The sequence below is a fragment of the Streptomyces sp. NPDC107517 genome (assembly GCF_055582645.1).
This window is the reverse complement of the sequence record NZ_JBVJPM010000010.1, coordinates 124,329-147,856: the sequence shown is the minus strand read 5'-3', so window position 1 is coordinate 147,856 and position 23,528 is coordinate 124,329. Positions and strand designations below refer to the sequence as shown.

The window sequence follows — 23,528 nt, the reverse complement described above, 5'->3', positions numbered from 1 at the left end:
GTACGTTCACACGTGCGCAGCCCGCGCCCCGCACAGGGGGAGTCCCGCGCACGCGTGGCGCGTCTCACTCATCGGGTGACTGATCGGGCGCCGCTTGAAGCGCTGCTCCGCCCGCTGTTTCCGCCCGCCGTTTCAGCTCAGCGTTTCCGCCCGCCGTTTCAGCTCACTGCTCGGCGAGCGCCCGCAGTCGGCTGAGTGCGCGGTGCTGGGCGACACGGACGGCGCCCGGCGACATGCCGAGCATCTGCCCCGTCTCCTCCGCGGTGAGGCCGACGGCGATCCGGAGCAGCAGCAGCTCGCGCTGGTTCTCCGGAAGGTTGGCGAGGAGCTTCTTCGCCCACTCCGCGTCGCTGCTGAGCAGGGCCCGCTCCTCCGGTCCCAGCGAGTCGTCGGGCCGCTCCGGCATCTCGTCGGAGGGCACGGCGGTGGAACCGGGATGCCGCATGGCGGCGCGCTGCAGGTCGGCGACCTTGTGCGCGGCGATGGCGAAGACGAACGCCTCGAAGGGGCGCCCGGTGTCCTTGTAGCGCGGCAGCGCGAGGAGCACCGCGACACAGACTTCCTGCGCGAGATCCTCCACGAAGTGCCGTGCGTCACCCGGCAGTCGGGTCAGACGGCTGCGGCAGTAGCGGATCGCGAGGGGGTGGACGTGCGCCAGAAGGTCGTGCGTGGCCTGCTCGTCGCCCTCGACAGCGCTGTGGACCAGTGCACCGATGGCTCCTGGGCCGGCTGCCTCGTCGTCGCGCATCGGTCCATGGTGCCTTGGCGGCGTCCGGTCCGCGGCACCGCGTCCGTAGTTGTGCACTGAAGCGTTATGAGCAGGTGCGCCGGAACTCATCTCGTGCGCCCTCCCCTTCCGCTCGACCGACTCGTCCCTGAGGAACTCCACAACTCAAGGATGCGGCATGTCCGGCGAAACGAGGACCGGCGGCCGCCCGCAGCCCCGTCCACCCTGGGGCGGACGGGGATCGCTGTGCCCCCGCGGCGGCGCATCGTGGGCCTTAGCGGACAAGGCCCCAGCGGAATCCGAGCGCCACGGCGTGCGCGCGGTCCGAGGCGCCCAGCTTCTTGAAGAGGCGGCGTGCGTGCGTCTTGACCGTGTCCTCGGAGAGAAAGAGCTCTCGCCCGATCTCCGCGTTGGACCGGCCGTGACTCATGCCTTCGAGTACCTGGATCTCACGCGCCGTGAGGGTCGGCGCCGCGCCCATCTCGGCCGAGCGCAGTCTGCGCGGCGCGAGCCGCCAGGTCGGGTCGGCGAGCGCCTGCGTGACCGTGGCACGCAGTTCGGCGCGCGAGGCGTCCTTGTGCAGATAGCCGCGGGCGCCGGCCGCGACGGCGAGCGCGACACCGTCCAGGTCCTCGGCCACGGTGAGCATGATGATGCGCGCACCGGGATCGGCGGACAGCAGCCGCCGGACCGTCTCGACGCCACCCAGACCGGGCATGCGTACGTCCATCAGAATCAGGTCCGAGCGGTCGGCGCCCCAGCGGCGGAGGACTTCCTCGCCGTTGGCCGCGGTCGTCACGCGCTCCACGCCGGGGACGGTCGCGACCGCGCGGCGGAGCGCTTCTCGGGCAAGCGGGGAGTCGTCGCAGACGAGGACGGATGTCATGACCGTCCTCCGCAGCTGATGCGCGTCACCTTGGGCCTCCAGGCTGGTACGAATCGTCACCTGTGCGGTCGACGCTCTCGGACACATGCCCGAGCGCTTGTTCTTTCAACCGCCTCCGCACTCTCAACGACGGTCACCCGAAAGAGTTACGGGTTCGACGGTCTGCTTCGGCACTCTACGTGAGGGACCGGATACAGAGCAGACGGCGCAAGCGACCCACAAGGTTTCGCCACAAGGCATGCCCCATTTAGCCGTTTTTCTTCACTTTCAGTGGTGTCTGAGGCTAGATTCGTAATGAGTCATATTTTCATCTCCTTAGACAGTAGATGTACGGTTCTTGGGCACCGTATCCGCGTCAGAACGGCTACAAGGGGACACAGCAATGGCAGATTTCTCCCGCCTTCCCGGACCGAACGCAGATCTATGGGACTGGCAGCTCCTCGCGGCCTGCCGCGGGGTGGACAGTTCGCTCTTCTTCCATCCGGAGGGAGAGCGGGGAGCGGCGCGCAGCGCTCGCGAGAACTCGGCCAAAGAGGTCTGCATGAGATGTCCGGTGCGCGCGGAGTGCGCGGCTCATGCGCTCCAGGTACGCGAGCCTTACGGCGTGTGGGGCGGGCTCACCGAGGACGAGCGCGAGGAGCTCATGGGCCGCGCCCGCAACCGGCTCGTCGCTGCCGCACCGGCGTCGGCGGGCGGCGCACCGCCCGTGGTGAACAACTGACGGAAACGTTTCTTCACGGTGGGGACGCATTGGCGTGCCCGCGGGCTTGTCAGGGCCCGATCACGGGTTCGTCAGGGCCCGATCAGCGAGCCGCGGCCCGCGCCAGGTGGTCGAGCGTGGCTGCCACGGCCGGCACCTGAGCCAGGTCGGGCAGTGTGAGGGCGACGATCTCGCGCTGCACAGCCGGCTCCACCGTCACCGTGCGTGCACCCTTGGGGCGTACGGATTCGATGGCGAGCTCCGGCAGGACCGCCACACCGAGGCCCGCGCCGACCAGACCGATCACCGCCGGATAGTCGTCGGTCGCGAAGTCGATGCGCGGCGTGAATCCCGCACCCTCACAGACCTCCACCAGCTGCCGGCGACAGCGCGGGCAGCCCGCGATCCAGGGCTCGTCGGCCAGCTCGCCGATGGAGACCGCGCCGGACCTGGCGAGACGGTGCCCCTCAGGAACGAGGCCGACGAGACGGTCGGCGAGCAGCGGACGTACGACGAGGTCGTCCCAGTCCTCCGCGGCCTGTGCCCCTTCGCCGTCCCGCCTGCCGCCACCGCCCCTCTCCGCAGGCGCTTCGCGCCGCCCCTCGTACCGGAAGGCCAGGGCCACGTCGCAGTCGCCCTCGCGCAGCATCTCGACCGAGCGCGGCGGCTCCGCCTCCACGAGGGAGACACGGGTGCCGGGGTGTGCGGCGCGCAGGGCGGCCAGCGCGGTGGGGACGAGCGTGGAGCTGCCGCTCGGGAAGGAGACGAGGCGGACGCGGCCGGCGCGCAGGCCCGCGATGGCGGCGACCTCTTCCTCCGCCGCGGTCAGCCCGGCCAGAATTCCCGCCGCGTGGCGCACCAGGGCTTCACCCGCCTGAGTGAGGCGCATTTCGCGGCCGGTGCGGATGAGGAGCGGAGTGCCCGCCGAGGATTCGAGGGCCTTCATCTGCTGACTGACCGCGGGCTGGGTGCAGCCGAGTTCGCGGGCGGCCGCCGAGAAGGAGCCGGTGGCGGCCACGGCGCGCAGGACACGGAGGTGACGGGCCTCGATCATCCCTCAAGCATAAGGGATCCTTGGATGCCACGGAAAATATTGCGTCGACGCTTTGGCGTCGCGTCGCTTAGCGTGCCGTCATGAAGCTTCTGTCTCTGAACGTGGGTCGCCCCGAGGCCAGCGAGCACACCGACCAGGCCGAGGGCGTGACCGGAATCGACAAGCAGCCGGTGCCGGGCCCCGTCCGGGTGGCGGCGCCCGGGCCCAAGGGGGTGGGCGCCAGCGGTCTCGAAGGGGACGCCGTGTGCGACATGCGCCATCACGGCGGCGACGACCAGGCGGTCTACGCCTTCGCCCGCGAGGACCTCGACGAGTGGCAGGGCACGCTCGGCCACGAGCTGCGCAACGGCTCGTTCGGCGAGAACCTCACGACCGAGGGTGTCGACGTGACGGGCGCGAAGATCGGCGAGCGCTGGCGCGTCGGCTCCGACCTGGTCCTCGAGGTCGCCTCCGGCCGGATCCCCTGCCGCACGTTCCAGGGCCACATCGGCGAGAAGGGGTGGGTCAGGCGCTTCACCGCGCGGGCCGCCCCGGGCGCGTATCTGCGGGTGATCGAGCCGGGCGCGATCCGGGCGGGCGACACGATCGAGATCGTGCACCGGCCCGACCACGAAGTGACCGTCGCCTTCCAGTTCCGCGCCGTCACGACCGAGCGGGAGCTGCTGCCGCGGCTGCTCGTCGCAGCGGACACGCTCGACCCCCAGGCCGTCGAGACGGCCCGTTCTTACGTGGCCAAGTACGGAGACGGGGGTGCGGCGGGCGACGCGACGCAGGCGTGAAGCGGGCGTGGGCCGCGTGACGGTAACGGGCGTGGCCCGCACGGCGGTTGTGGTCCCGGCCGCACTGCGGTTGCGACGCTCGCAGGGACGACGCCCGGGGCTCCCGAGCGTGGTCATGCCCACGGCGGTCACCGGGGGGTGTCCGGCGGATCATGGCCGGGGCCCCCTAGCCTGACCCCATGACTACCGCTCTGATTACGGGATCCACCTCGGGGATCGGTGCCGCGTTCGCGCGCCGGCTCGCCGCTGACGGCCACGACCTCGTCCTGGTGGCGCGTGACACCAAGCGGCTGCGCGAGCAGGCCACCGAGCTCCACGACCGGCACCGCATCGAGGCCGAGGTGCTCACGGCCGACCTCGCCACCGACGAGGGCATCGGCGCGGTCGAGGCACGGCTGACCGACCGCAAGCGTCCCGTGGACCTGCTGGTCAACAACGCGGGCTTCGGCAACAAGGGCCAGTACCTGGAGGTCCCGCTCGCCGACGAGTTGACGATGCTGAAGGTGCACTGCGAGGCGGTCCTGCGGCTCACGTCCGCCGCGGTGGCGCCGATGCGTGAGCGCGGCAGGGGCGGCGTGGTGAACGTGGCGTCGGTGGCGGCGTTCGTGCCGCGCGGGACGTACGGCGCGTCGAAGGCGTGGGTCGTGCAGTTCACGCAGGGCGCGGCGCGGGACCTGGCCGGCAGTGGTGTGCGGCTGATGGCGCTCTGCCCGGGCTTCGTCCGTACGGAGTTCCACGAGCGGGCCTCGATGGGCACCGACAACATCCCCAAGTGGATGTGGCTCGACGCCGACAAGCTGGTGGCGGCGGCGCTCGCCGACCTGGCGCGCGGCAAGTCGCTGTCGATCCCGGATCCGCGGTACAAGACGCTGATGGGCGTCGTGAAACTGGCGCCGCGCGGGCTGCTCGGCGGGGTCACGGCGAAGACGGGTCGCAAGTACGGGCCTCGGTAAGGCGCGGCGGTTCGGGGCCGGGGCGGCGGTTGCCTCGGCCCCTCGCCCGTTCCCGCGGCTCGTTACACGGCGGTGGGAAGATGGAGCTGTCCGGACCTTACGCAGGGGGGCGCAGGGGGGCCGGAGGCGGCGACATGACGTTTGTGCAGGTCATCGACTGCAAGACCAGCCGATTCGACGAGATGAACCAGCTCATGGACACCTGGGCGGAAAAGACCCGGGGGAAGCGGACCGCGACGCACAGCGTCATCGGCAAGGACCGGTCCGACGACACCCACTTCATCGAGATCGTCGAGTTCCCGTCGTACGAGGAGGCGATGCGGAGCTCGAACCTTCCCGAAACCGACACGGTCTTCCGGGAAATGGTCGCCCTCTGCGACGAGATGCCCACCTTCACCGATCTGGACGTGGTGCGGGACGAGCAGTTGTACGCGGGCAACGCGCGCCGGTTCTTCGAGACGATCGCCACCGAGGGCGAACTGCCGCCGCTGGACGGCCTGCTCGCGGAGGACTACCACGACCACGATCCCGGCAACGTCACGGACACCATCGGTCTCGACGCGATGCGGCGCCAGATCGAGATGTACCGCGGCGCGTTCGACTTCGAGTTCACCCTCGACGACCAGATCACCGAAGGCGACCGGGTGTGCACGCGGTGGACCTTCAGCGCCGAGCACAACGGCAACTTCATGGGGATCCCGGCGACGGGCAAACAGCTCACGATGACCGGCGCGACCATCTTCCGGTTCCAGGAGGACGGGAAGATCGTCGAGGGCTGGTGGCACGAGGACCGGCTGGGGCTGATGGCCCAGCTCGGCGCGCTCGACGAACTCGAGGACTGACCGTCGGCCGTGTCGCGGGGCGCAACGCCGAGGCCCGGCCCCGCGACAAGCGCGGAACCGGGCCTCGTACGAGCAGACGCCGGTGCGACCGGCGCCGCACCGAGTGCTCAGTGCACTAGTGGGAGTGGCCGTGCCCGTGGCCGGCGGCCTCGGGCTCCTCCTCCGCCGGCTTCTCGACGACCAGGGTCTCGGTCGTGAGCAGCAGCGAAGCGATGGACGCGGCGTTCTCCAGGGCGGAGCGGGTGACCTTGACCGGGTCGATGACGCCGGCCTTGACCAGGTCGCCGTACTCGCCGGTCGCGGCGTTGAAGCCCTGGCCCTTGTCGAGCTCGGCGACCTTCGAGGTGATGACGTAGCCCTCGAGGCCGGCGTTCTCGGCGATCCAGCGCAGCGGCTCGACGGCGGCGCGGCGCACGACCGCGACACCGGTGGCCTCGTCGCCGGTCTTGTCGAGGTTGCCCTCGAGGACCTTGACGGCGTGCACCAGAGCGGAGCCACCACCGGAGACGATGCCCTCCTCGACCGCGGCGCGGGTCGCGGAGATGGCGTCCTCCAGACGGTGCTTCTTCTCCTTGAGCTCGACCTCGGTCGCGGCACCGACCTTGATGACGCAGACGCCGCCGGCGAGCTTCGCGAGGCGCTCCTGGAGCTTCTCGCGGTCCCAGTCGGAGTCCGTGTTCTCGATCTCGGCCTTGATCTGGTTGACGCGGCCCTCGACGTCGGCCTTGTTGCCGCCACCGTCGACGATCGTGGTGTCGTCCTTGGTGATGGTCACGCGGCGGGCGGTGCCGAGCACGTCCAGACCGGCCTGGTCGAGCTTGAGGCCGACCTCCTCGGCGATGACGGTGGCACCGGTGAGGGTGGCCATGTCGCCGAGCATCGCCTTGCGGCGGTCACCGAAGCCGGGCGCCTTGACGGCGACGGCGTTGAACGTGCCGCGGATCTTGTTCACGACCAGGGTCGACAGGGCCTCGCCCTCGACGTCCTCGGCGATGATCAGGAGCGGCTTGGAGCCACCGGCCTGGATGACCTTCTCGAGCAGCGGCAGCATGTCCTGGATGGAGGAGATCTTGCCCTGGTTGATCAGGATGTACGGGTCCTCGAGCACGGCCTCCATGCGCTCCTGGTCCGTCACGAAGTACGGAGACAGGTAGCCCTTGTCGAAGGCCATGCCCTCGGTGAAGTCCAGCTCGAGCCCGAAGGTGTTGGACTCCTCGACGGTGATGACACCGTCCTTGCCGACCTTGTCCATCGCCTCGGCGATGAGCTCGCCGACCTGCGAGTCCTGGGCGGACAGACCGGCGACGGCGGCGATGTCGGTCTTGTCCTCGATCGGGCGGGCGGTCGCGAGGAGCTCCTCGGACACGGCCTTGACCGCGGCGTCGATGCCCTTCTTCAGGGCGGCCGGGGAGGCGCCGGCGGCGACGTTGCGCAGGCCTTCCTTGACCAGGGCCTGGGCGAGCACGGTGGCGGTGGTGGTGCCGTCACCCGCGATGTCGTTGGTCTTGGTCGCCACCTCCTTCACCAGCTGGGCGCCGAGGTTCTCGTACGGGTCCTCGACCTCGACCTCACGGGCGATGGTGACACCGTCGTTGGTGATGGTGGGTGCGCCGAACTTCTTGTCGATGACGACGTTGCGGCCCTTGGGGCCGATCGTCACCTTGACCGTGTCGGCAAGCTTGTTGACGCCGCGCTCGAGGGCGCGACGGGCGTCCTCGTCGAACTTCAGGATCTTCGCCATGGAGCTGTTAGTCCTCTCGAACGAACTGCGCCCCCGACGCCCGGCATGCTGAGAAAAGTCGCAGCTGAGTAGCGGGGTGCCAGGGGCGCAGAACTAAAACAGTGGGTGAATTACTTCTCGACGATCGCGAGCACGTCGCGAGCCGAGAGGACGAGGTACTCCTCGCCGTTGTACTTCACCTCGGTGCCGCCGTACTTGCTGTACAGCACGATGTCGCCGGTCTGCACGTCGAGCGGCAGGCGCTCACCGTTCTCGAAGCGACCCGGGCCCACGGCGAGGACGACGCCCTCCTGGGGCTTCTCCTTCGCGGTGTCCGGGATGACCAGGCCAGAGGCGGTGGTCTGCTCGGCGTCGAGCGGCTGGACCACAATGCGGTCCTCGAGCGGCTTGATGGCAACCTTGGAGCTGGTGGTCGTCACGATCCGACCTCCCCCTTCGGAGATCACGGGGTTGACTGTCTGAGGTGGCGACCAGGTGGATCCGTCGTCGCGGGTGCCGGACCTGCCCGTCGCTATTGGCACTCTCCAGTGGGGAGTGCCAGGGCCGAGACTATGACTGCGATTAGCACTCGGTCAAGCGGAGTGCCAATTCACTGAGGGCGAGTCCTCCGCACGGCCCCTCCGGCCCGTCCGCCACAGCCCCTACGGCCCCTCCCTCACAGGTAGTTCTCGAGCCTCCCCACCGTGAACCCCTGGGCCTGGATACTGCGCAGCAGCCGCGCCGTCGTCCCGGTCGGCGTCGCGCCGCGCGGCCCGGCACGGTCACTGAACCGAACCCGGACGATGTCACCGGGACGCAGCCGGTCCCCGTCCGCGTAACTCAGGCCCTCGCCCGTCGTCGAGGCGCGCCACAGGACGACGGCACCGACCCCGCACGTGGCGGCCGCACGCAGGGTGTCCTGGTCGTACTCGCCGAAGGGCGGGCGGAAGAGACGGGGGCGGATGCCGAAGCGGTTCTTGAGCCGGTCCTGCTGGCCGCAGATCTCGGCGTGCTGCTCGGCGTACGGGAGCGAGGGCAGCGAGTGGTGGTTCAGGGTCTGGTTCTGCACGCCCGCGCCGAGGGCCCGCAGCGTGCCGAACCGGTCGTGGCCGGGGCCCGCGACGCCGTCCGTGAGGAAGACGCTGACGGGCAGCCTCAGGTCCCGGACCATGTCGGCGAAGCGCGGGTCGCGGTCCACGCCGCCGTCGAAGGTCAGGAAGACGACGCGGTCCCTGGTCCGGACGTGGTCCACGACGGGCGGAAGCGGGTACGGGCCCGGGCCGGGCCCGGCCGCGTGGCGTACCGGAGGTCTGGGCGCCGGGGCGAGCGGCGCGGAGAGCCCCCAGCCGCGATAGGCGTCCGAAGCGCGGCCGCCCTGCGGAGAGTTGAGCGGCGCGGCGTGAGCGGGCGCCCCGGGCGCCGCCTTCCCGGCGCCCAGAGCGCCCCAGGCCGACCCGCGCCCCACGCCGGCGGCCGGTGTGGCCGTCGGTGCCGGGTGGCTCGCGTGGCGGACCTTCTCGGCCGCCTTCCTGCTGAGCCGCTCGATCGGGTCCACGGACGGGGCGCACCCGGTGAGCAGCGCGGAGGCGAGGACACCGGCGGCCAGGGCGGCGGCGAGCAGCCGCCGCGGCCGCCCGGTGCGCGCGGGGACCTGTCGCGCCCGCACGGACCTCACAGGTAGTCCTCCAGCCGGGCCACCGCGTACCCCTTGTCGGTGACGTACTTCATGAGCCGGCGGACCATGTCGGGCATGGTGCCCTTCCACTCGTCGCGGCCGCGGAAGTGGGTCAGGACGATGTCGCCGGGGTGCAGGTCCTGGTCCACCTCGCGCCACTCGATGTGGTCGGCGAACACCTCTTCGTTCCAGATCGGCGCGTACTTGATGCCGCAGGACTTGGCGGCGCGCAGCGTGTCCCGGTTGTAGTTGCCGTACGGCGGGCGGAAGAGGACGGGCCGCTTGCCGTACTGCTCCTCCATGATGTTCTGCATGCCGCAGATCTCGCGTTTCTGCCCCGCGTAGGACAGGCCGGGCAGGTACGGGTGCGTCAGCGTGTGGTTGTTCAGGGTGACGCCGTGGGACTGCATCTTCCTGAAGTAGCCGTAGTCGTCCTCCACCAGGTAGTTGCTGAGGAAGGCGGTGTACGGGATCTTCAGGTCGCTCATCATCTCCAGGAACGCCGGGTCCTTCTCGGAGCCGTCGTCGATGGTGAGGAACACGACCTTGTCCTTGGTGGGCACGGTCGTGAAGACGGGCGGCAGATCCTCCTGGCCGTGGACCTCGAAGCCCTTGCGGGCGCCGATCACCGGCTTGCCGGCGGGCGGGGACGGCGCGAGGAGCGGCGGTTCGGCGAGGCGCCACTTCCTGGCCATCGCGACCCGGGCGGCCCGCGCGGTGCCCGGCTTGCCCCCGTAGGAGTCGAGAGCGTGGGCAGGCGGCCCGTGGAGGGGCTGTTGGCCGGGCGCCGGGCGGACGGCATCCGCGCCGACGGACGCGGCGCACCCGGAGGCCACCGCGCAGGCGGCGAGCCCGGCGAGACCGGTCCGCGTACGGCTGTTCCGGGCCCTTCGACTCAGCGTCCCCTTCATGACCCTTTTGTCGTTTTGTCGTACAAGTCGCATGGCGCCGGATCCTCGCAGCTCGCGGCGCCGATCAGGGCCCGACACCGCGGCCGGGCGCGCACCGTCCACCGACTGGCCCACAATGGGCCTGGTGAACGACCTCGCCTCCTTCAGCTCGCTGCTCTCCGCGGAGGGCCAGGCGCTCCTCGACGACGTACGGGACATCACCCCCGGCCAGGAGCTCGCCGTCGCCACCCGGCTGCGCCGCGACCACCCGGCGGAGCTCGTCTCGGCGGCCATCGCCCAGGCCCGGCTGCGACAGCGCGCCGCGGCCAAGTTCGGCGAGGCGGACGCCGGCCGCATGTACTTCACGGCGAACGGCGTCGAGCAGGCGACCCGCACGAGCGTCGCCACCCACCGCGCGCAGGAGTTCAAGGCGCTCGGGGTGCGCTCCGTCGCCGATCTGTGCTGCGGCATCGGCGGCGACGCGATCGCGCTGGCCCGCGCCGGGATCTCCGTACTCGCCGTCGATCGCGACCCCCTGACCTGCGAAGTCGCCCGGGCGAACGCTCAGGCCCTGGGCCTCGACGGGCTGATCGAGGTCCGCGAGGCCGATGTCACCGAGGTCGACACGGAGCCGTACGACGCCGTGTTCGTCGACCCCGCGCGCCGGGCCGGCAGCAAGGGAGGCGGCCGGATCTTCGACCCGGAGGCGTACTCCCCTCCCCTGTCCTGGGCGGTCGGCGCGGCGCTCGGGGCCCGGCACGCGGCCCTGAAGATCGCGCCCGGCATCCCCCACGAGGCGATCCCCGGCGCGGCCGACGCCGAGTGGATCTCGGACGGCGGGGACGTGAAGGAGGCCGTGCTCTGGTTCGGCACCGAGCCGGGCCGCATGCGGGCGACGCTGCTCCCCGGGCCGCGCGCACTCACCGGCCGCGGCCTCCCCGACCCCGGAGTACGGCCCGTGGGGCGGTACTTGTACGAGCCCGACGGCGCCGTCATCCGCGCCCACCTGGTCGCCGACGTGGCCGAGGAGGTCGGGGGCGGGCTGATCGACGAGACGATCGCCTACGTCACCTCCGACACGCTGCACGCGACGCCGTACGCCACGGCTTACGAGATCACGGACCAACTCCCCTTCAACGTGAAGAAGTTGAAGGCGCTGCTGCGGGAGCGCGAGGTCGGGATCCTGACGGTGAAGAAGCGGGGGTCGGCGGTGGAGCCGGAGGAGCTGCGCCGCAAGGCGCTGCCGAAGCGGCACGGCCCGAACGCGCTGACGGTCTTCCTGACCCGCGTCGCGGGCGCCCCGACGATGCTGCTGGGGGCGCCCGCGCAGCCGGCTACTGGTGGTGCCGGGTCCTGAGCGGCTCCAGGTTCGGCTCGGCACCGATCGGGCCGGTCCGCTCCACCGAGGTGGCGTCACCGCCGTTCGTGCGGGCCAGGAAGGTGCTCCGCCGCGTGCTCTGCGGCTCCACACCGTTGTAGTACGGGTGATAGACGTACTGGCCGCTGCCCGCGCTGATCGCGGCTCCTGAGGCGTCCAGCGCGCCGGCCGCCACGGAAGTGCTGCCGCCGAAGCCGACCGTGAACTGGACGCTCGCGGACTCCCGCATCAGGTAGCTGCTCGTCGCGCTCGACAGGGAGCCGGGCGTGGTCCAGAGCACGGGACCGAACACGTTCATCGCGGAGCCCGCGGACACACCGCCGCGCCAGGAGTCGACCGAGGCGAGCCCCGCCTGGCTCGGCGCGCTCCACCAGAGCTTGGCAAGAGCGGCCGCGGTGCCCTCGTGCCCGGTCCCCGTGACCGGGTAGTAGCTGTACGTCGAGGGCCAGCTGGAGAACGTCGTGTGCGTCAGCGCGTACTTCGCGGACGTCCCCACCGGGATGATCATGGTGTCGTCGGGGTCGAGGCTGTTGAGGTACGACTTCACCGACGAGGTCAGCGTGTTGCCGTCGTTGAGCACGACGCCGCCCGCGCTGCTCGTCCCGTCCGCGCCCGCCGCGACCGACGCCGCCAGCGCCGAGTGATAGTCGGTCCCGGTCGCCAGGAACACGTACTTCGGCGCGCTGGTGATCGACTTGGCCACGGCGACCGAGGTCGAGTAGCGGGAGGTGCCCGCCAGCCGCTTCGGCGTGAAGCCGAGCGCGGTCACCTGCGAGGACACGGTGCTGCTGAGCATGGACGTGCCGCCGACGAGATAGACGTACGCTCCCGGCTTCAGCGTCCGCTTGAGCTCCGCCTTCACCGCGGACGACAGGCCACCCGACGGCGTCATGAGGACCGGCCCGTGCTTCTTGCCCGCGAGGGCGGGTGCCGTGAGCGAGTACGAGGGGCTGTCGCGGTTGATCAGCACCGCCGCCTTGGCGTCCATCAGGCCCGGCTCGCTCTTCCCGACCGTGTTCCACGTCCAGCGCGAGGAGGCGATGTTGGTGCCGTAGGTGTCTGCGCCCCAGACACGGCCCGTGGTGTTCTTGCGCAGCGGCTGCCAGCTGGGGTTGTAGCCGAAGTTGCCCTCCTGGTGACCCGCCACCGCGGTCAGCGTCCCGTCGGCCAGGTCCACGTACTCCGTGGTGTGCACATTCGAGCTGTCGCCCGAGGTGTCCGCGTCGAAGATGATGCGCTCGCCGGTGGGTGACCAGGACGGGTTGGCGTAGCCGCGCGGGCCGTTGGTGATCTGCTTGATGTCCGTGCCGTCGGCGTTCGCTGTGAAGATCTGCGACGGGCCGCCGTCGGGGTACCGGACGAAGGCCAGCCGGGTGCCGTCCGGTGAGAAGGCGGGCTGCTCGCCCTCGGTGAGGATCTGCTTCACCGCCCCGGTCTCGGGGTCGTAGGTCCAGATGCCCTGGTTGTCGTAGCAGCCGTAGTTGATGCGCCGCTCGAACGCGATCACACCCGACATGCTCACGGTCGGGTCGTTGTCGCAGACGGTGGTCGGCTCCTGAGCGCTCGTCAGGAGCGGGCGCGGGGCCCACGAGCCGTCGGAGGGACCGTAGCCGAGCTGGCCGTTCGACGTGAAGAAGATGTACCGGCCGCCCCACCCGTAGGTGAGGTCACTGGGGATGTAGCTGGCATGGAATCCCTCGCCGTCCGGGAGGGTGACCTTGGAGGCACCGCTCGGGCGGATGCTCTGGACGTCCTGCCAGGCGCTGACCAGACGGCTGCCGTCCGGGGCCCAGGCGGACCACTCCCCGTCGTTCGTGTTGGGGACCTGGGTGACGGCGCCCGTGGCCGGGTCGTACAGCTGCGGGCCGTCGAAAAGGATCTTGCCCTCGGTGCCGGGCCAGGGGCCGGCGTCCGCCGAGGCGGCGGGCGCGGTCGCCAGACTGCCCGCGGCGAGCGCGACCGCGGTGGCGAGCACCGCGGCACGGCGGCGCGTGAAGAACTTCAAAGGTGACCCCCCACGGATCAGAAATGTCGGATTGCCGCCCGCTCACGCCACCGCGTCGGGGTCTCCCCCCGCCGACGCGGCCGTGTCACGGCAGCCGCGTCACTGTAGTGGCTGGTGAGAGCCATGGGAATAGGGATTTCCCCGCTCCTCACGGCAGTTGTTCGCGCGCGCCAGCAGCAGCTCCCGCTCCCGTTCATTGCGCGTCAGCGACGCGGCCCGCTCGAACTCCGCCCGCGCCTCCTCGTACCGCCCGAGCCGATCGAGCAGGTCTCCGCGCACGCTCGGCAGCAAGTGGTAGTCGCGCAGCGCCGGTTCACCGGCCAGGGCGTCGACCAGGGCCAGACCGGCCGCGGGCCCCTCGGCCATGGACACCGCCACCGCCCGGTTCAGCTCGACGACGGGGGACGGCGCCCTGGCGGCGAGCAGCCCGTACAGCGTCGCGATCCCCTCCCAGTTCGTCTCCGCGTACGTGTGGGCGTGCGCGTGGCTGGCGGCGATCGCGGCCTGGAGGGCGTACGGGCCGGGCCCGCCCCCCGTGGACACGGCGTCCGCGCGGCCGAGCGCGGCGAACCCGCGCCGGATCAGGAGCTGGTTCCAGCGCGTACGGTCCTGGTCCCTGAGCAGGACGGGCTCGCCCGACGGGCCCGTCCGGGCGGCCGAGCGCGAGGCCTGGAGCTCCAACAGGGCGCTCAGGCCGTGCACTTCGGGCTCCTTCGGCATCAGGCCGGCCAGGAGCCGGGCGAGCCGCAGCGCGTCCTCGCACAGACCGGGGCGCAGATAGTCGTCGCCGGCTGTGGCCGCGTACCCCTCGTTGAAGATGAGGTAGATGACCTCCAGGACCGAGCCGAGGCGGGCCGCCCGCTCGGGTCCGTAGGGCACTTCGAAGGCGACGTTCTTCGTGGCGAGGGTGCGTTTCGCGCGCACGATGCGCTGGGCGACCGTCGCCTCGGGGGCCAGGACCGCGCGGGCGATCTCGGCGGTGGTCAGGCCGCCGAGCAGCCGCAGCGTGAGCGCGACCCGGGCCTCGGCGGACAGGACCGGGTGGCAGGCCGTGAAGACGAGGCGGAGCAGGTCGTCGTCGATGTCGTCCGGGTCCGCGGGCTCGTCCAGGTGGGGCGGTGCGGTCTCCAGGTCACGGCCGACCTCCGCCAGCTTGCGCGCGTACCGCTCCTTGCGGCGCACGAGGTCGATCGCCCGGTGCTTGGCGGTGGCCATGAGCCACGCGCCCGGGTTGTCGGGAACCCCGTCGTCCGGCCACTGCTCCAGGGCGGCGACCAGCGCGTCCTGCGCGAGTTCCTCCGCTATGCCCACGTCCCGGACGATGCGCGTGACGCCGGCGATGATGCGGGGCGCCTCCAGACGGAAGACGGTCTCGATGGCGTGGGCCGCTTCGGCAGTACGTTCTGCTGTCACGGCCCACCATCAGACACCCCCGGCCGTACGGCGGACAAGGTCCTGTCCGGCGTGGCTCAGCCCTCAGCGATCTCCCGGATCTCGGAGGTGACCGTCCAGTGCTCCTCGTGCACCTTCAGGAAGCGCTTGGTCCACTCCAGGATCTCGGCCCGGTCCTTGGCCTGGATGATCGCGTAGCCGCCGATGACCTCCTTGGACTCGGTGAAGGGGCCGTCGGTGACGGTGATCTCGCCGTTCTCGTAGTGCATGCGGGTGCCCTCGGACGACGGGTGGAGGCCTCCGGTGTCGAGGAGCACACCGGCCTTGGTCATCTCCTCGATCAGCTCGCCCATGCGCTGCATCAGCGCCTCGCTGGGGCCCTCGGCAGGGGCCTTGCTCTCGTCGATACGGACCAAGGTCATGTAGCGCGGCATGGTGAACTCCTCGTTCGGTGCGGTCGGGGCTTCTCCCCGCTCTCGTCTACGCGTCGAACGGGACCGGGGCGGATCGACACGCACGCGGAAATTTCTTCGGGAAGTTTTCCGACCCCTCCCGGGCAACCGCCGGTGGCAGCGGTCGTCGTGGTCGAAGGGCACGGAGCGTGAGGGCGGCAGGGGGCGGTGAGGCCCGGGTGAACAGGGGCTGGGGGCTTCGCGCGGCGCCTGGCGGGCCGTGGCCGCCCCTCCGGGCACCCGTGCGCCGGCCCGGCATGACACTCACCGCCAACCGCACCGAGGCCCACCCGCCTCCTCCCCGGCGGCCGGGTACGTCACCCCCCGCTCTGGCGCCGCCTGTTGACGCACGACGCCTGACGCGTCACCGGAGCGAGGCCCACAGCTTTCCGGCCTCCGGCTCGTCGGCGACGACGCGGTTGGGGTCGGACGGCGCCGGGAGCACCGGCATCATCACTGTCTTCACCTCATCGGCCGACAGCCCCTTCAAGCTGCCCGCCAGGCCCTGGAGTTCGCCGAGGGAGTCGAGGCCGGTGTCCGTGGTGAGGCTTCCGGTGAGGGCGTCGGCGACCTTGTAGAGGCGGGCCGGGTTCGTCAGGAGACCGCTCTCCGAGACCTTCTCCACCAGCGACTTGACCAGCTGCTGCTGGAGTTTGATGCGGCCGAGGTCGCTGCCGTCGCCGACGCCGTGCCGGGTGCGGGCGAAGGCGAGGGCCTGCTTGCCGTCGAGGTGGTGGTGGCCCGCGTCGAGCTGGAGGTGGCTCAGGTCGTCGTCGATGTCCTCGGTCGTCGTGACCTCCACGCCGCCGAGCGCGTCCACGACCGAGGCGAAGCCGGAGAAGTCGATCTCCAGATAGTGGTCCATGCGGACGCCGGTGAGCTTCTCCACCGTCTTCACGGCACAGACCGGACCGCCCACGGAGTACGCGCTGTTGAACATGGCGCCGTACGCGGCCTGCGTGGTGCCGCCGGACGAGGTCGGGCACGCGGGCCGCTCGACGAGAGTGTCGCGGGGGATGCTGACGACGGTCGCCGACGAGCGGCCGGCGGTGAGATGGACGACCATCGCGGTGTCCGAGCGGGCGCCCTCGCTGTGGCCGCCGCCGAGCGCGGAGTTCTTGCTGCCGCTGCGCGAATCCGAGCCGAGGACAAGGATGTTCAGCGCCCCGGCGGGCGGCGCGGTCGCCGAGGGCCCCGGAGTGACCGGGGCCGGCTTCGGGGGCCGGTCGTCACCGAGCGCGTTGTCGATGTCGACGCCCTGGATGTTGTGGTCCAGATGCCAGTACGCCCATGCGGCCCCGCCCCCGGTGAGGACGAGCACGCAACCGGCCACGGCACCGGCGGTCTTCACCAAACGCCCACGACGGCGCTGTATTCGCTTCACAGGGCGAACATAAGTCGGAATTATTACAACGGTAAACCAGTAAGACACCGTTATCCGGGAATCTCAGACGGTTCTCACGTCCCGGAGCGGGCCCGCCTCAGGCCGGAGCGACCGCCTCGAACCGCCACCGATGCGGCGCCCGGATCACCAACTCACCCTCGGGTTCGGGCAGTTCGGGCAGCTCGGCGTCGTACGCCGCGTTCCACCAGGTGATGACGAGGACCCGGTCCTGCGGGGCGCGGAAGAACTCGCGCCGCAGCGGCTCGGCCGCGAGGACCTGCCCCCGCGCCCAGGCGAGCAGCTCCTCGCCCCGCCCCTCGGCCGCCCGGGCCTCCCACATCAACGCGACGGTCATGAGTACAGGTTGTCCTTCGCGACCTCGTGCACATGGTCATGGTCGTGCGTGAGCCCCGGCACGTGCGTCTCCGTCACCGGCAGCGACGAATCGGCCGACAGGTCCCAGGCGGACGCGGACCGGTTGCGCGCCACCATCTCGGCGCCGAGGGCCGCGACCATCGCCCCGTTGTCCGTGCACAGCTTGGGCCGCGGCACGCGCAGCCGGATCCCGGCGGCCTCGCACCGCTCCTGAGCCAGCGCCCGCAGCCGCGAGTTGGCCGCCACACCGCCGCCGATCATGAGGTGGTCGACGCCCTCGTCCTTGCAGGCACGCACGGCCTTGCGGGTCAGCACGTCGACGACGGCCTCCTGGAACGACGCCGACACATCCCGGACCGGAACGTGCTCACCCGCGGCGCGCTTCGCCTCGATCCAGCGCGCGACGGACGTCTTCAGGCCGGAGAAGGAGAAGTCGTACGCGGGGTCACGCGGTCCGGTGAGCCCGCGCGGGAAGGTGATCGCGTTCGGGTCGCCCTCCTTCGCGTACCGGTCGATGACGGGACCGCCGGGGAAGCCGAGGTTCAGCACCCGGGCGATCTTGTCGAAGGCCTCGCCCGCCGCGTCGTCGATGGTCGCGCCGAGGGGCCGCACGTCGGACGTGATGTCGGAGGAGAGCAGCAGCGACGAGTGGCCGCCGGAGACGAGCAGCGCCATCGTGGGCTCGGGCAGCGGCCCGTGCTCCAGCTGGTCCACGCAGATGTGCGAGGCGAGGTGGTTCACGCCGTAGAGCGGCTTGCCGAGCGCGTACGCGAACGCCTTGGCCGCCGAGACGCCCACGAGGAGCGCGCCCGCGAGCCCCGGGCCCGCGGTGACGGAGATCCCGTCCAGGTCGGAGGCGGCGACCCCGGCGTCCTTCAGGGCGCGCTCGATGGTCGGCACCATGGCTTCCAGGTGCGCGCGCGAGGCGACCTCGGGGACGACACCGCCGAAGCGGGCGTGCTCGTCGACGCTGGAGGCGACCGCGTCGGCGAGCAGCGTGTGGCCGCGGACGATGCCGACACCGGTCTCGTCGCAGGAGGTCTCGATGCCGAGGACGAGAGGTTCGTCAGCCATTTTCGGTTCCTTGTACGGGTGTCACGGAGGTCGAGGGGTCGGTCAGACGCATCACGAGCGCGTCCACGTTGCCCGGCTGGTAGTAGCCGCGGCGGAAGCCGATGGGCTCGAAGCCGAAGCGCTGGTAGAGCTTTTGCGCCCGGGTGTTGTCGACCCGCACCTCGAGCGTCACCTCGGCGCACTCGAAGTCGGTCGCGTGGCGCAGCAGGACGGTGAGGAGCCGGGCACCGAGCCCGGTGCCCCACTGGTCACGGGCGACGGCGATGGTCTGCACGTCGGCCCCCACGCCGGAGCCGCCTTCGTAGTCCGTGCCGGACACGGCGAGGCCCGCGTACCCGACGAGACGGTCGCCGTCGTGGGCGACGACATAACGGCGGGTCGACCCGGCGCCGCGCGCGTGCGCGAGCTCGGACCAGAACATGCCACGGGACCACGCGTCGTCCGGGAAGAGATCCTTCTCGAGCGCGTGCACGGAGTCGATGTCCCACCAGCGCATCTCGCGCAGAGCCGCGCTCACTTCGGGGTGACCACCTTGTAGTTCTTGGGCACCTGCGCGTCGGGCCGGCGCAGATACAGGGGGCGCGGCGCCTCGAGCTCCTCGCCGGCGGCGAGCTTCTCGGCGGCGAGCGAGGCGAGGGCGGCCGCCGACACGTTCTCGGGGGCGCGCGCGTCCGGGAACGTGTCCGGGTACAGCACGGCACCGGCGCCGACCGCGGGAAGGCCCGCGACCTGCTCGGCGATGTCGGCGGGGCGGTCGACGGCGGGCTCGGTGACCCGGGTGCGCGGATCCTCGTAGCGCGCCCAGTAGACCTCCTTGCGCCGCGCGTCCGTGGCGACGACGAAGGGGCCGTCCAAGGAGGCGGCCTCGGCGCCGTACGCGAGCCCGTCCAGCGTGCACAGACCGTGGACGGGGACACCGAGCGCGAGGCCGAAGGTGTCGGCGGTCATCAGGCCGACGCGGAGGCCTGTGTAGGGGCCGGGGCCCACGCCGACGACGATGCCGGTGACGGCGTCGAGTCTGACGCCGGCCTCGGCGAGCACCCGGTCGACGGCGGGCAGCAGCAGCTCCCCGTGCCGACGGGCGTCCACCTGGCTCGATGCGGCGACGACGGAGGAGCCGTCGTGCAGGGCGACGGTGACGGCGGGGGTGGCGGTATCCAGCGCGAGCAGCAGCACACAAACAGCCTACGGCTCCGGCGCCCCGCCCACGGCCGCCCCGGTGACCCGCACACCTGCTGCTACCGTCACCACAACGACGTACGGGCAGGAGAGGTGGGCACACAGGTGGCACGGAGCAGCTCGGGATTCGTGGCCGGGCTCACCGCGGCGGCACTCGCCGTGGTCGGCTTCCTCGCCTACCAGGCATCGGCCAGCGCGCCGGACAGCCTGGCCCCGCCGGAGACCGGGAAATCCCCTTCCACGGCCGCGTCCCACTCCCCCGAGGAGAAGAAGGACGGGACAGAGGTGCCCAAGCAGTCCGGCGCCGGTGAGCGGGTCGTCTACTCCGTGAGCGAGGACCGGGTGTGGCTGGTCGCGGAGGGCGGCAAGGCGCAGCGCACCTTCAAGGTGACGCCGAGCACCGTGAACCCGCCGACCGGGAAGTACCTGGTGACGTCGCGCTCGGCTGCGATCACCGGCAGCGACGGCGTACCGATCGAGCACGTGGTGCGGTTCGCGAATGTCGACGGCGTCACGATCGGCTTCAGCGCGGCGGTCGACGGCTCGATGCCGGCACCGGACCCGGCCAAGAAGACGGGCGGCATCCGCGAGAAGCGGGCGGACGGCGACGCGATGTGGGAGTTCGCGACGATCGGCAAGAAGATCGTCGTGGTCCAGTAGGACCCTCCGTCACCCGGTCCGCGTCACAGAACAGCTCACGCGGCATCACGCCGCTCCTCACCGCCTTCCTCCCTCCTGCTCTCCCCCTCCTCGACGGGTGGAGTGGAGACGGCGGACGCGGCGGCGCAGGACGCGAGCAGATCACTCATGGACAGCCCCGATGCGGAGATCCCGGACATGTCCCCGCGCCCCGGCGCCACGCGGGGCTGCTGCGGCACGTCACGTTCTGAAGCCGACATGGATGCCTCCTGGGCTCCGGGGGCAGCAAAGTTAGGTAGACCTAACCAGGACTGGTATCCATGTGACCACGGCGAGCGCGCGCCGCGCAACATTTTGCCGACGTCATGTCGGAACGTTCGGGTGAAGGTACGAGAGTCAGGCGGCCAGAGCCTCCAGGCCCGCGCCGGCCCAGCGCGCCCCGAGGCCACGCAACGTCACCGAGCGCACCTCGTCGTCCGTGTCCCCCGTGGCGCGGTGGATGACGACATGGAGCCGGTCGTCGGTGAGGTCCTCCACCTTGCCGTCGCCCCACTCGACGACGATCACGGAGTCGGTCAGCGAGACGTCGAGGTCGAGGTCCTCCATCTCGTCGAGTCCGCCCCCGAGCCGGTACGCGTCCACGTGCACCAGGGCGGGCCCGTCGCCGAGCGGCGGGTGGACGCGGGCGATGACGAAGGTCGGAGAGGTCACGGCGCCCCGCACACCGAGGCCCTCGCCGAGCCCGCGGGTCAGCGTGGTCTTGCCCGCGCCCAGCTCGCCGGTGAGCATCACGAGGTCGCCGGGGCGCAGCAGCTTGGCCAGGCGACGGCCCAAATCCCCCATATGGGCGGGCGAGTTGACGGTGATCGAGGCGGTGGCGGCGTCAGCTGCCGGGCTGTGCGGTGTCTCCATAACTTCCCACGGTAGCCCCTGCGGGAACGGCTCCCGTGCGCGCGAGGAGGTCGGCCAGCCGGTCGGTGACGGCCTCGGGGTGCTCCAGCATCACCAGGTGCCCGGCGTCGGGCACGAGCACCAGCTCGGCGTCGGGCAGCAGCCCGGCGATGGCCTCGCTGTGCTCGCTGGGGGTGATGAGATCCTGGTCACCGGCCAGTACGAGTACCGGGAGCTGCGCGAACCGCTCGACGGCCTCGCTCTTCTCGTGCTCCTGAAAGGCGGGGTAGAACTCGGCGACGACGTCGATCGGCGTGCTCTCGATCATGCGCTCGGCGAAGCGGGCCACGGCGGGATCGACGTCACGCGAGGCGAACGAGTAGCGCTTGATGATGCCGGCGAACAGGTCGGCGGTGGCGCGGCGCCCCTTCTCCACGAGGTCGGCGCGCCGGCCCAGAATCTTCAGGACGCCGGGGAGCACGCGCCGCACGGCGTTGACGCCGGCCACGGGCAGCCCGTAGCTGACCTCGCCGAGCCTGCCGGAGGAGGTCCCGACGAGAGCGACGCCGACGACGCGCTCGGCCACGACCTCGGGAAACTGGTCGGCGAAGGCCATCACGGTCATACCGCCCATGGAGTGCCCGACGAGGACGAGCGGCCCTTCGGGGGCGGCGGCGTCGATGACGGCCTTCAGGTCGCGCCCGAGCTGGTCGATGGTGACGTCGGGCCCGCCGCCGGCCTGCTCGACCCCGCGCCCGGACCGCCCGTGACTGCGCTGGTCCCAGTAGACGGAGCGCACCACTCCGCGCAGGGCGGCACGCTGGAAATGCCAGGAGTCCTGGTTGAGGCAGTACCCGTGACTGAACACGACGGTGACCGGCGCGGGCACCTTACGGCCGAAGAGCCGGCGCCTGCGAGGGGCGGCACCGCCCTCGGACTCCACTTCCTCGACCTCGTAGCAGAGCTCGGTGCCGTCCTCGGCGTGGGCCTTGCCGGGGGTGCCGCGCAGGGACCCGAACGGGCCGGAGGCATCCAGCGCGAGCCGCGCCTTCCTGCGCATGCCGCGGCCGACGGTGAGCCGCTCGACGGCGACACCGGCGGCGGCACCGGCCGCGACGACGCCTATCGCGGCGCCGGCGAGCCCGGCCACCCGCCAGCTCGCGACGGCCGCCGCGGCCTCACCGCTGCTCTCACTCACGTGCCGCTCCTCCGTCCACATAGACGCGCGGAACACGCGCCCCGATCCGGGTGACGATCTCGTACGCGATGGTGCCGGCGGCCTGCGCCCAGTCCTCGGCGGTCGGCTCGCCCCGGCCGCCGGGCCCGAAGAGCACGGCCTCGTCCCCGGCCTTCAGCTCGTCGCCGCCGAGATCGACGACGAACTGGTCCATGGCGACGCGCCCTGCGACGGTCCGCAACTTCCCCCCGATGAGCACGGGCCCGGTCCCCGAGGCGTGCCGGGGAATCCCGTCCCCGTACCCGAGGGGGACGAGCCCCAGGGTGGTCTCGCCCGGGGTGACGTAGTGATGCCCGTAACTGACGCCGAGCCCGCCCGGGGCGTGCTTCACCAGGGCGAGCGAGGCCGACAGGGTCATGACGGGCCGCAGCCCGAAGTCCTCGGGGGTGCCGATCTCGGGGCTCGGCGAGATCCCGTACATGGCGATGCCGGGCCGCACCAGATCGAAGTGGGTCTCGGGCAGGGTCAGGGTCCCCGGCGAATTCGCGATGTGCCGGACCTCGGGCCGAACCCCGGCACCCTCCGCGAAGGAGACCATCTCGCGAAAACGATCCAACTGGGCGGCGATCGACGGATGCCCCGGCTCATCGGCGCAAGCGAAATGGGACCAGAGACCGGAAACGACGACAAGCCCCTCGCGCTCCGCGGCAACGGCGGAACGCACAAGCTCGGGCCAGTCACCGGGCAGACACCCATTACGCCCGAGCCCGGTGTCGGCCTTCAGCTGAATACGCGCGGGACGCCCCACCACCCGAGCCGCGGCAACAACCTCGTCCAGTGCCCACATGCCGCTCACGGACATGTCGAGATCGGCCTCGATGCCCTCGCGCCAGGGCCCGCCGGGCGTCCACAGCCAGCACATGACGCGCCCCTCGATCCCCGCGGCACGCACCGCGAGGGCCTCCTCGGGCGTGGCCGTACCGATCCAGGTGGCACCGGCCTCCCGCGCGGCGCGCGCGCAGGGGATCATGCCGTGGCCATAGGCATCAGCCTTGACCACAGCCATGAACTCGGCCCCGCGCGCGCGATCGCGCAGGGACCGCACGTTGGCCCGCAGAGCGGCCAGATCGATCTCGGCCCGGGCACGGCCCACGGCAGGTGCTCTCTCAGTCATCGTGCGCCCAGTGTCTCAGAGCCCCCCGACACCCCCATGCGACCACCACCCCCCAAACCCACCACACCCACCCAAATCACCAAGCCGACAGCCACCCCGAAACGAAGAACCACAACCACCCGCCAACCGCCCGACGCACCGCACGGGAGGACGAACCCCCACCGCCCCACCGCGCCAGACCC

Annotated in this window: 25 protein-coding genes; 6 read left to right on the top strand and 19 right to left on the bottom strand. The window is 71.2% G+C overall.

All coding sequences use genetic code 11. From position 1 onward, the window contains the following. Positions 1-163: 163 nt before the first annotated feature. Both ACZ67T_RS23585 and ACZ67T_RS23580 read right to left on the bottom strand, forming a co-directional pair. Positions 164-748: a sigma-70 family RNA polymerase sigma factor gene (locus ACZ67T_RS23585; RefSeq protein WP_324903690.1), complete on the bottom strand. Its 585-nt coding sequence runs from the start codon at positions 746-748 to the stop codon at positions 164-166. A gap of 253 nt (positions 749-1,001) precedes the next feature. After that, entirely contained in the window at positions 1,002-1,613 is a 612-nt protein-coding gene (locus ACZ67T_RS23580; RefSeq protein WP_003948568.1) for a response regulator transcription factor, read from the bottom strand. A gap of 382 nt (positions 1,614-1,995) precedes the next feature. Between ACZ67T_RS23580 and ACZ67T_RS23575 the strand changes: the two genes are divergently transcribed. Next, positions 1,996-2,334, top strand: coding sequence for a WhiB family transcriptional regulator (locus ACZ67T_RS23575; RefSeq protein ID WP_100594840.1), 339 nt, complete (start codon positions 1,996-1,998; stop codon positions 2,332-2,334). Positions 2,335-2,416: 82 nt separating this feature from the next. Here the strand turns inward: ACZ67T_RS23575 and ACZ67T_RS23570 are convergent, their stop codons facing one another. Then, entirely contained in the window at positions 2,417-3,367 is a 951-nt protein-coding gene (locus tag ACZ67T_RS23570; protein WP_469986581.1) for a LysR family transcriptional regulator, read from the bottom strand. Between the two features lie 80 nt (positions 3,368-3,447). Here ACZ67T_RS23570 and ACZ67T_RS23565 point away from each other — a divergent pair, with 80 nt between their 5' ends. From ACZ67T_RS23565 to ACZ67T_RS23555, 3 genes are all read left to right on the top strand, one after another. Beyond that, positions 3,448-4,146 carry an MOSC domain-containing protein gene (locus ACZ67T_RS23565; RefSeq protein ID WP_469986580.1) on the top strand — a complete coding sequence of 233 codons (699 nt, stop codon included), beginning with the start codon at positions 3,448-3,450 and terminating at the stop codon, positions 4,144-4,146. Between the two features lie 179 nt (positions 4,147-4,325). Further along, the gene (locus ACZ67T_RS23560; protein ID WP_469986578.1) at positions 4,326-5,099 is read left to right on the top strand and encodes an SDR family NAD(P)-dependent oxidoreductase; all 774 of its coding nucleotides are present in this window, start codon (positions 4,326-4,328) and stop codon (positions 5,097-5,099) included. A 134-nt stretch (positions 5,100-5,233) separates the two neighbouring features. Then, the gene (locus ACZ67T_RS23555) at positions 5,234-5,941 is read left to right on the top strand and encodes an ester cyclase (protein WP_469986576.1); all 708 of its coding nucleotides are present in this window, start codon (positions 5,234-5,236) and stop codon (positions 5,939-5,941) included. 115 nt (positions 5,942-6,056) lie between these two features. Here ACZ67T_RS23555 and groL read toward each other — a convergent pair whose 3' ends face one another. The 4 genes from groL to ACZ67T_RS23535 form a co-directional block, all read right to left on the bottom strand. Then, entirely contained in the window at positions 6,057-7,682 is a 1,626-nt protein-coding gene (gene groL / locus ACZ67T_RS23550) for a chaperonin GroEL (protein ID WP_469986574.1), read from the bottom strand. Positions 7,683-7,792: 110 nt separating this feature from the next. Then, positions 7,793-8,101: a co-chaperone GroES gene (groES, locus tag ACZ67T_RS23545; RefSeq protein ID WP_073810087.1), complete on the bottom strand. Its 309-nt coding sequence runs from the start codon at positions 8,099-8,101 to the stop codon at positions 7,793-7,795. Between the two features lie 236 nt (positions 8,102-8,337). Beyond that, positions 8,338-9,327 carry a polysaccharide deacetylase family protein gene (locus ACZ67T_RS23540; protein WP_469986573.1) on the bottom strand — a complete coding sequence of 330 codons (990 nt, stop codon included), beginning with the start codon at positions 9,325-9,327 and terminating at the stop codon, positions 8,338-8,340. 5 nt (positions 9,328-9,332) lie between these two features. Continuing rightward, entirely contained in the window at positions 9,333-10,247 is a 915-nt protein-coding gene (locus ACZ67T_RS23535) for a polysaccharide deacetylase family protein (protein WP_469986571.1), read from the bottom strand. Positions 10,248-10,371: 124 nt separating this feature from the next. Between ACZ67T_RS23535 and ACZ67T_RS23530 the strand changes: the two genes are divergently transcribed. Further along, on the top strand, positions 10,372-11,583 hold the full coding sequence (locus tag ACZ67T_RS23530) for a class I SAM-dependent methyltransferase (RefSeq protein WP_469986570.1): 1,212 nt from the start codon (positions 10,372-10,374) through the stop codon (positions 11,581-11,583). Here the strand turns inward: ACZ67T_RS23530 and ACZ67T_RS23525 are convergent. From ACZ67T_RS23525 to tsaB, 8 genes are all read right to left on the bottom strand, one after another. Beyond that, positions 11,561-13,609, bottom strand: a complete 2,049-nt coding sequence (locus tag ACZ67T_RS23525; protein WP_469986569.1) for a cell wall-binding repeat-containing protein — start codon at positions 13,607-13,609, stop codon at positions 11,561-11,563. The genes ACZ67T_RS23530 and ACZ67T_RS23525 overlap by 23 nt on opposite strands. A gap of 99 nt (positions 13,610-13,708) precedes the next feature. Further along, positions 13,709-15,022 carry an RNA polymerase sigma factor gene (locus ACZ67T_RS23520; protein WP_469986568.1) on the bottom strand — a complete coding sequence of 438 codons (1,314 nt, stop codon included), beginning with the start codon at positions 15,020-15,022 and terminating at the stop codon, positions 13,709-13,711. Between the two features lie 56 nt (positions 15,023-15,078). Then, entirely contained in the window at positions 15,079-15,435 is a 357-nt protein-coding gene (locus tag ACZ67T_RS23515) for a YciI family protein (protein ID WP_383087352.1), read from the bottom strand. A 382-nt stretch (positions 15,436-15,817) separates the two neighbouring features. Continuing rightward, entirely contained in the window at positions 15,818-16,807 is a 990-nt protein-coding gene (locus ACZ67T_RS23510) for an LCP family protein (protein WP_469986801.1), read from the bottom strand. Positions 16,808-16,934: 127 nt separating this feature from the next. Then, entirely contained in the window at positions 16,935-17,192 is a 258-nt protein-coding gene (locus tag ACZ67T_RS23505; RefSeq protein WP_469986566.1) for a hypothetical protein, read from the bottom strand. Next, complete coding sequence (gene tsaD, locus ACZ67T_RS23500) at positions 17,189-18,286, bottom strand: tRNA (adenosine(37)-N6)-threonylcarbamoyltransferase complex transferase subunit TsaD (protein ID WP_469986565.1); 1,098 nt, start codon at positions 18,284-18,286, stop codon at positions 17,189-17,191. Before tsaD ends, ACZ67T_RS23505 begins: the two co-directional genes overlap by 4 nt. Next, entirely contained in the window at positions 18,279-18,782 is a 504-nt protein-coding gene (rimI, locus tag ACZ67T_RS23495; RefSeq protein ID WP_469986799.1) for a ribosomal protein S18-alanine N-acetyltransferase, read from the bottom strand. Before rimI ends, tsaD begins: the two co-directional genes overlap by 8 nt. A 17-nt stretch (positions 18,783-18,799) precedes the next feature. Continuing rightward, positions 18,800-19,462: a tRNA (adenosine(37)-N6)-threonylcarbamoyltransferase complex dimerization subunit type 1 TsaB gene (tsaB, locus tag ACZ67T_RS23490; protein WP_469986564.1), complete on the bottom strand. Its 663-nt coding sequence runs from the start codon at positions 19,460-19,462 to the stop codon at positions 18,800-18,802. A 108-nt stretch (positions 19,463-19,570) separates the two neighbouring features. Here tsaB and ACZ67T_RS23485 point away from each other — a divergent pair, with 108 nt between their 5' ends. Next, positions 19,571-20,125 carry a hypothetical protein gene (locus ACZ67T_RS23485; RefSeq protein ID WP_469986562.1) on the top strand — a complete coding sequence of 185 codons (555 nt, stop codon included), beginning with the start codon at positions 19,571-19,573 and terminating at the stop codon, positions 20,123-20,125. Between the two features lie 35 nt (positions 20,126-20,160). On the opposite strand, the gene ACZ67T_RS23480 is transcribed toward ACZ67T_RS23485, so the two are convergent. The 4 genes from ACZ67T_RS23480 to alr all read right to left on the bottom strand — a co-directional run bounded on the left by ACZ67T_RS23480 (position 20,161) and on the right by alr (position 23,346). Continuing rightward, complete coding sequence (locus tag ACZ67T_RS23480) at positions 20,161-20,364, bottom strand: hypothetical protein (RefSeq protein ID WP_469986561.1); 204 nt, start codon at positions 20,362-20,364, stop codon at positions 20,161-20,163. A gap of 136 nt (positions 20,365-20,500) precedes the next feature. After that, positions 20,501-21,016: a tRNA (adenosine(37)-N6)-threonylcarbamoyltransferase complex ATPase subunit type 1 TsaE gene (tsaE, locus tag ACZ67T_RS23475; RefSeq protein WP_469986559.1), complete on the bottom strand. Its 516-nt coding sequence runs from the start codon at positions 21,014-21,016 to the stop codon at positions 20,501-20,503. After that, positions 20,988-22,193 carry an alpha/beta fold hydrolase gene (locus tag ACZ67T_RS23470; protein ID WP_469986558.1) on the bottom strand — a complete coding sequence of 402 codons (1,206 nt, stop codon included), beginning with the start codon at positions 22,191-22,193 and terminating at the stop codon, positions 20,988-20,990. The genes tsaE and ACZ67T_RS23470 overlap by 29 nt, the downstream gene beginning before the upstream one ends. After that, positions 22,186-23,346, bottom strand: a complete 1,161-nt coding sequence (gene alr / locus ACZ67T_RS23465; protein ID WP_469986556.1) for an alanine racemase — start codon at positions 23,344-23,346, stop codon at positions 22,186-22,188. Before alr ends, ACZ67T_RS23470 begins: the two co-directional genes overlap by 8 nt. Between the last annotated feature and the right edge of the window lie 182 nt (positions 23,347-23,528).

Bases quoted from the DNA above. Each gene is read 5' to 3' on its own strand.
- ACZ67T_RS23565 (WP_469986580.1), top strand. From the start codon at position 3,448: ATGAAGCTTCTGTCTCTGAACGTGGGTCGCCCCGAGGCCAGCGAGCAC.
- rimI (WP_469986799.1), bottom strand. From the start codon at position 18,782: ATGCGCTGGTGGGACATCGACTCCGTGCACGCGCTCGAGAAGGATCTC.
- ACZ67T_RS23515 (WP_383087352.1), bottom strand. From the start codon at position 15,435: ATGCCGCGCTACATGACCTTGGTCCGTATCGACGAGAGCAAGGCCCCT.
- ACZ67T_RS23570 (WP_469986581.1), bottom strand. From the start codon at position 3,367: ATGATCGAGGCCCGTCACCTCCGTGTCCTGCGCGCCGTGGCCGCCACC.
- tsaE (WP_469986559.1), bottom strand. From the start codon at position 21,016: ATGGAGACACCGCACAGCCCGGCAGCTGACGCCGCCACCGCCTCGATC.
- groL (WP_469986574.1), bottom strand. From the start codon at position 7,682: ATGGCGAAGATCCTGAAGTTCGACGAGGACGCCCGTCGCGCCCTCGAG.
- ACZ67T_RS23555 (WP_469986576.1), top strand. From the start codon at position 5,234: ATGACGTTTGTGCAGGTCATCGACTGCAAGACCAGCCGATTCGACGAG.
- ACZ67T_RS23480 (WP_469986561.1), bottom strand. From the start codon at position 20,364: ATGTCGGCTTCAGAACGTGACGTGCCGCAGCAGCCCCGCGTGGCGCCG.
- alr (WP_469986556.1), bottom strand. From the start codon at position 23,346: ATGACTGAGAGAGCACCTGCCGTGGGCCGTGCCCGGGCCGAGATCGAT.
- ACZ67T_RS23535 (WP_469986571.1), bottom strand. From the start codon at position 10,247: ATGAAGGGGACGCTGAGTCGAAGGGCCCGGAACAGCCGTACGCGGACC.
- ACZ67T_RS23585 (WP_324903690.1), bottom strand. From the start codon at position 748: ATGCGCGACGACGAGGCAGCCGGCCCAGGAGCCATCGGTGCACTGGTC.
- ACZ67T_RS23575 (WP_100594840.1), top strand. From the start codon at position 1,996: ATGGCAGATTTCTCCCGCCTTCCCGGACCGAACGCAGATCTATGGGAC.
- tsaD (WP_469986565.1), bottom strand. From the start codon at position 18,286: ATGGCTGACGAACCTCTCGTCCTCGGCATCGAGACCTCCTGCGACGAG.
- ACZ67T_RS23560 (WP_469986578.1), top strand. From the start codon at position 4,326: ATGACTACCGCTCTGATTACGGGATCCACCTCGGGGATCGGTGCCGCG.
- ACZ67T_RS23505 (WP_469986566.1), bottom strand. From the start codon at position 17,192: ATGACCGTCGCGTTGATGTGGGAGGCCCGGGCGGCCGAGGGGCGGGGC.
- ACZ67T_RS23580 (WP_003948568.1), bottom strand. From the start codon at position 1,613: ATGACATCCGTCCTCGTCTGCGACGACTCCCCGCTTGCCCGAGAAGCG.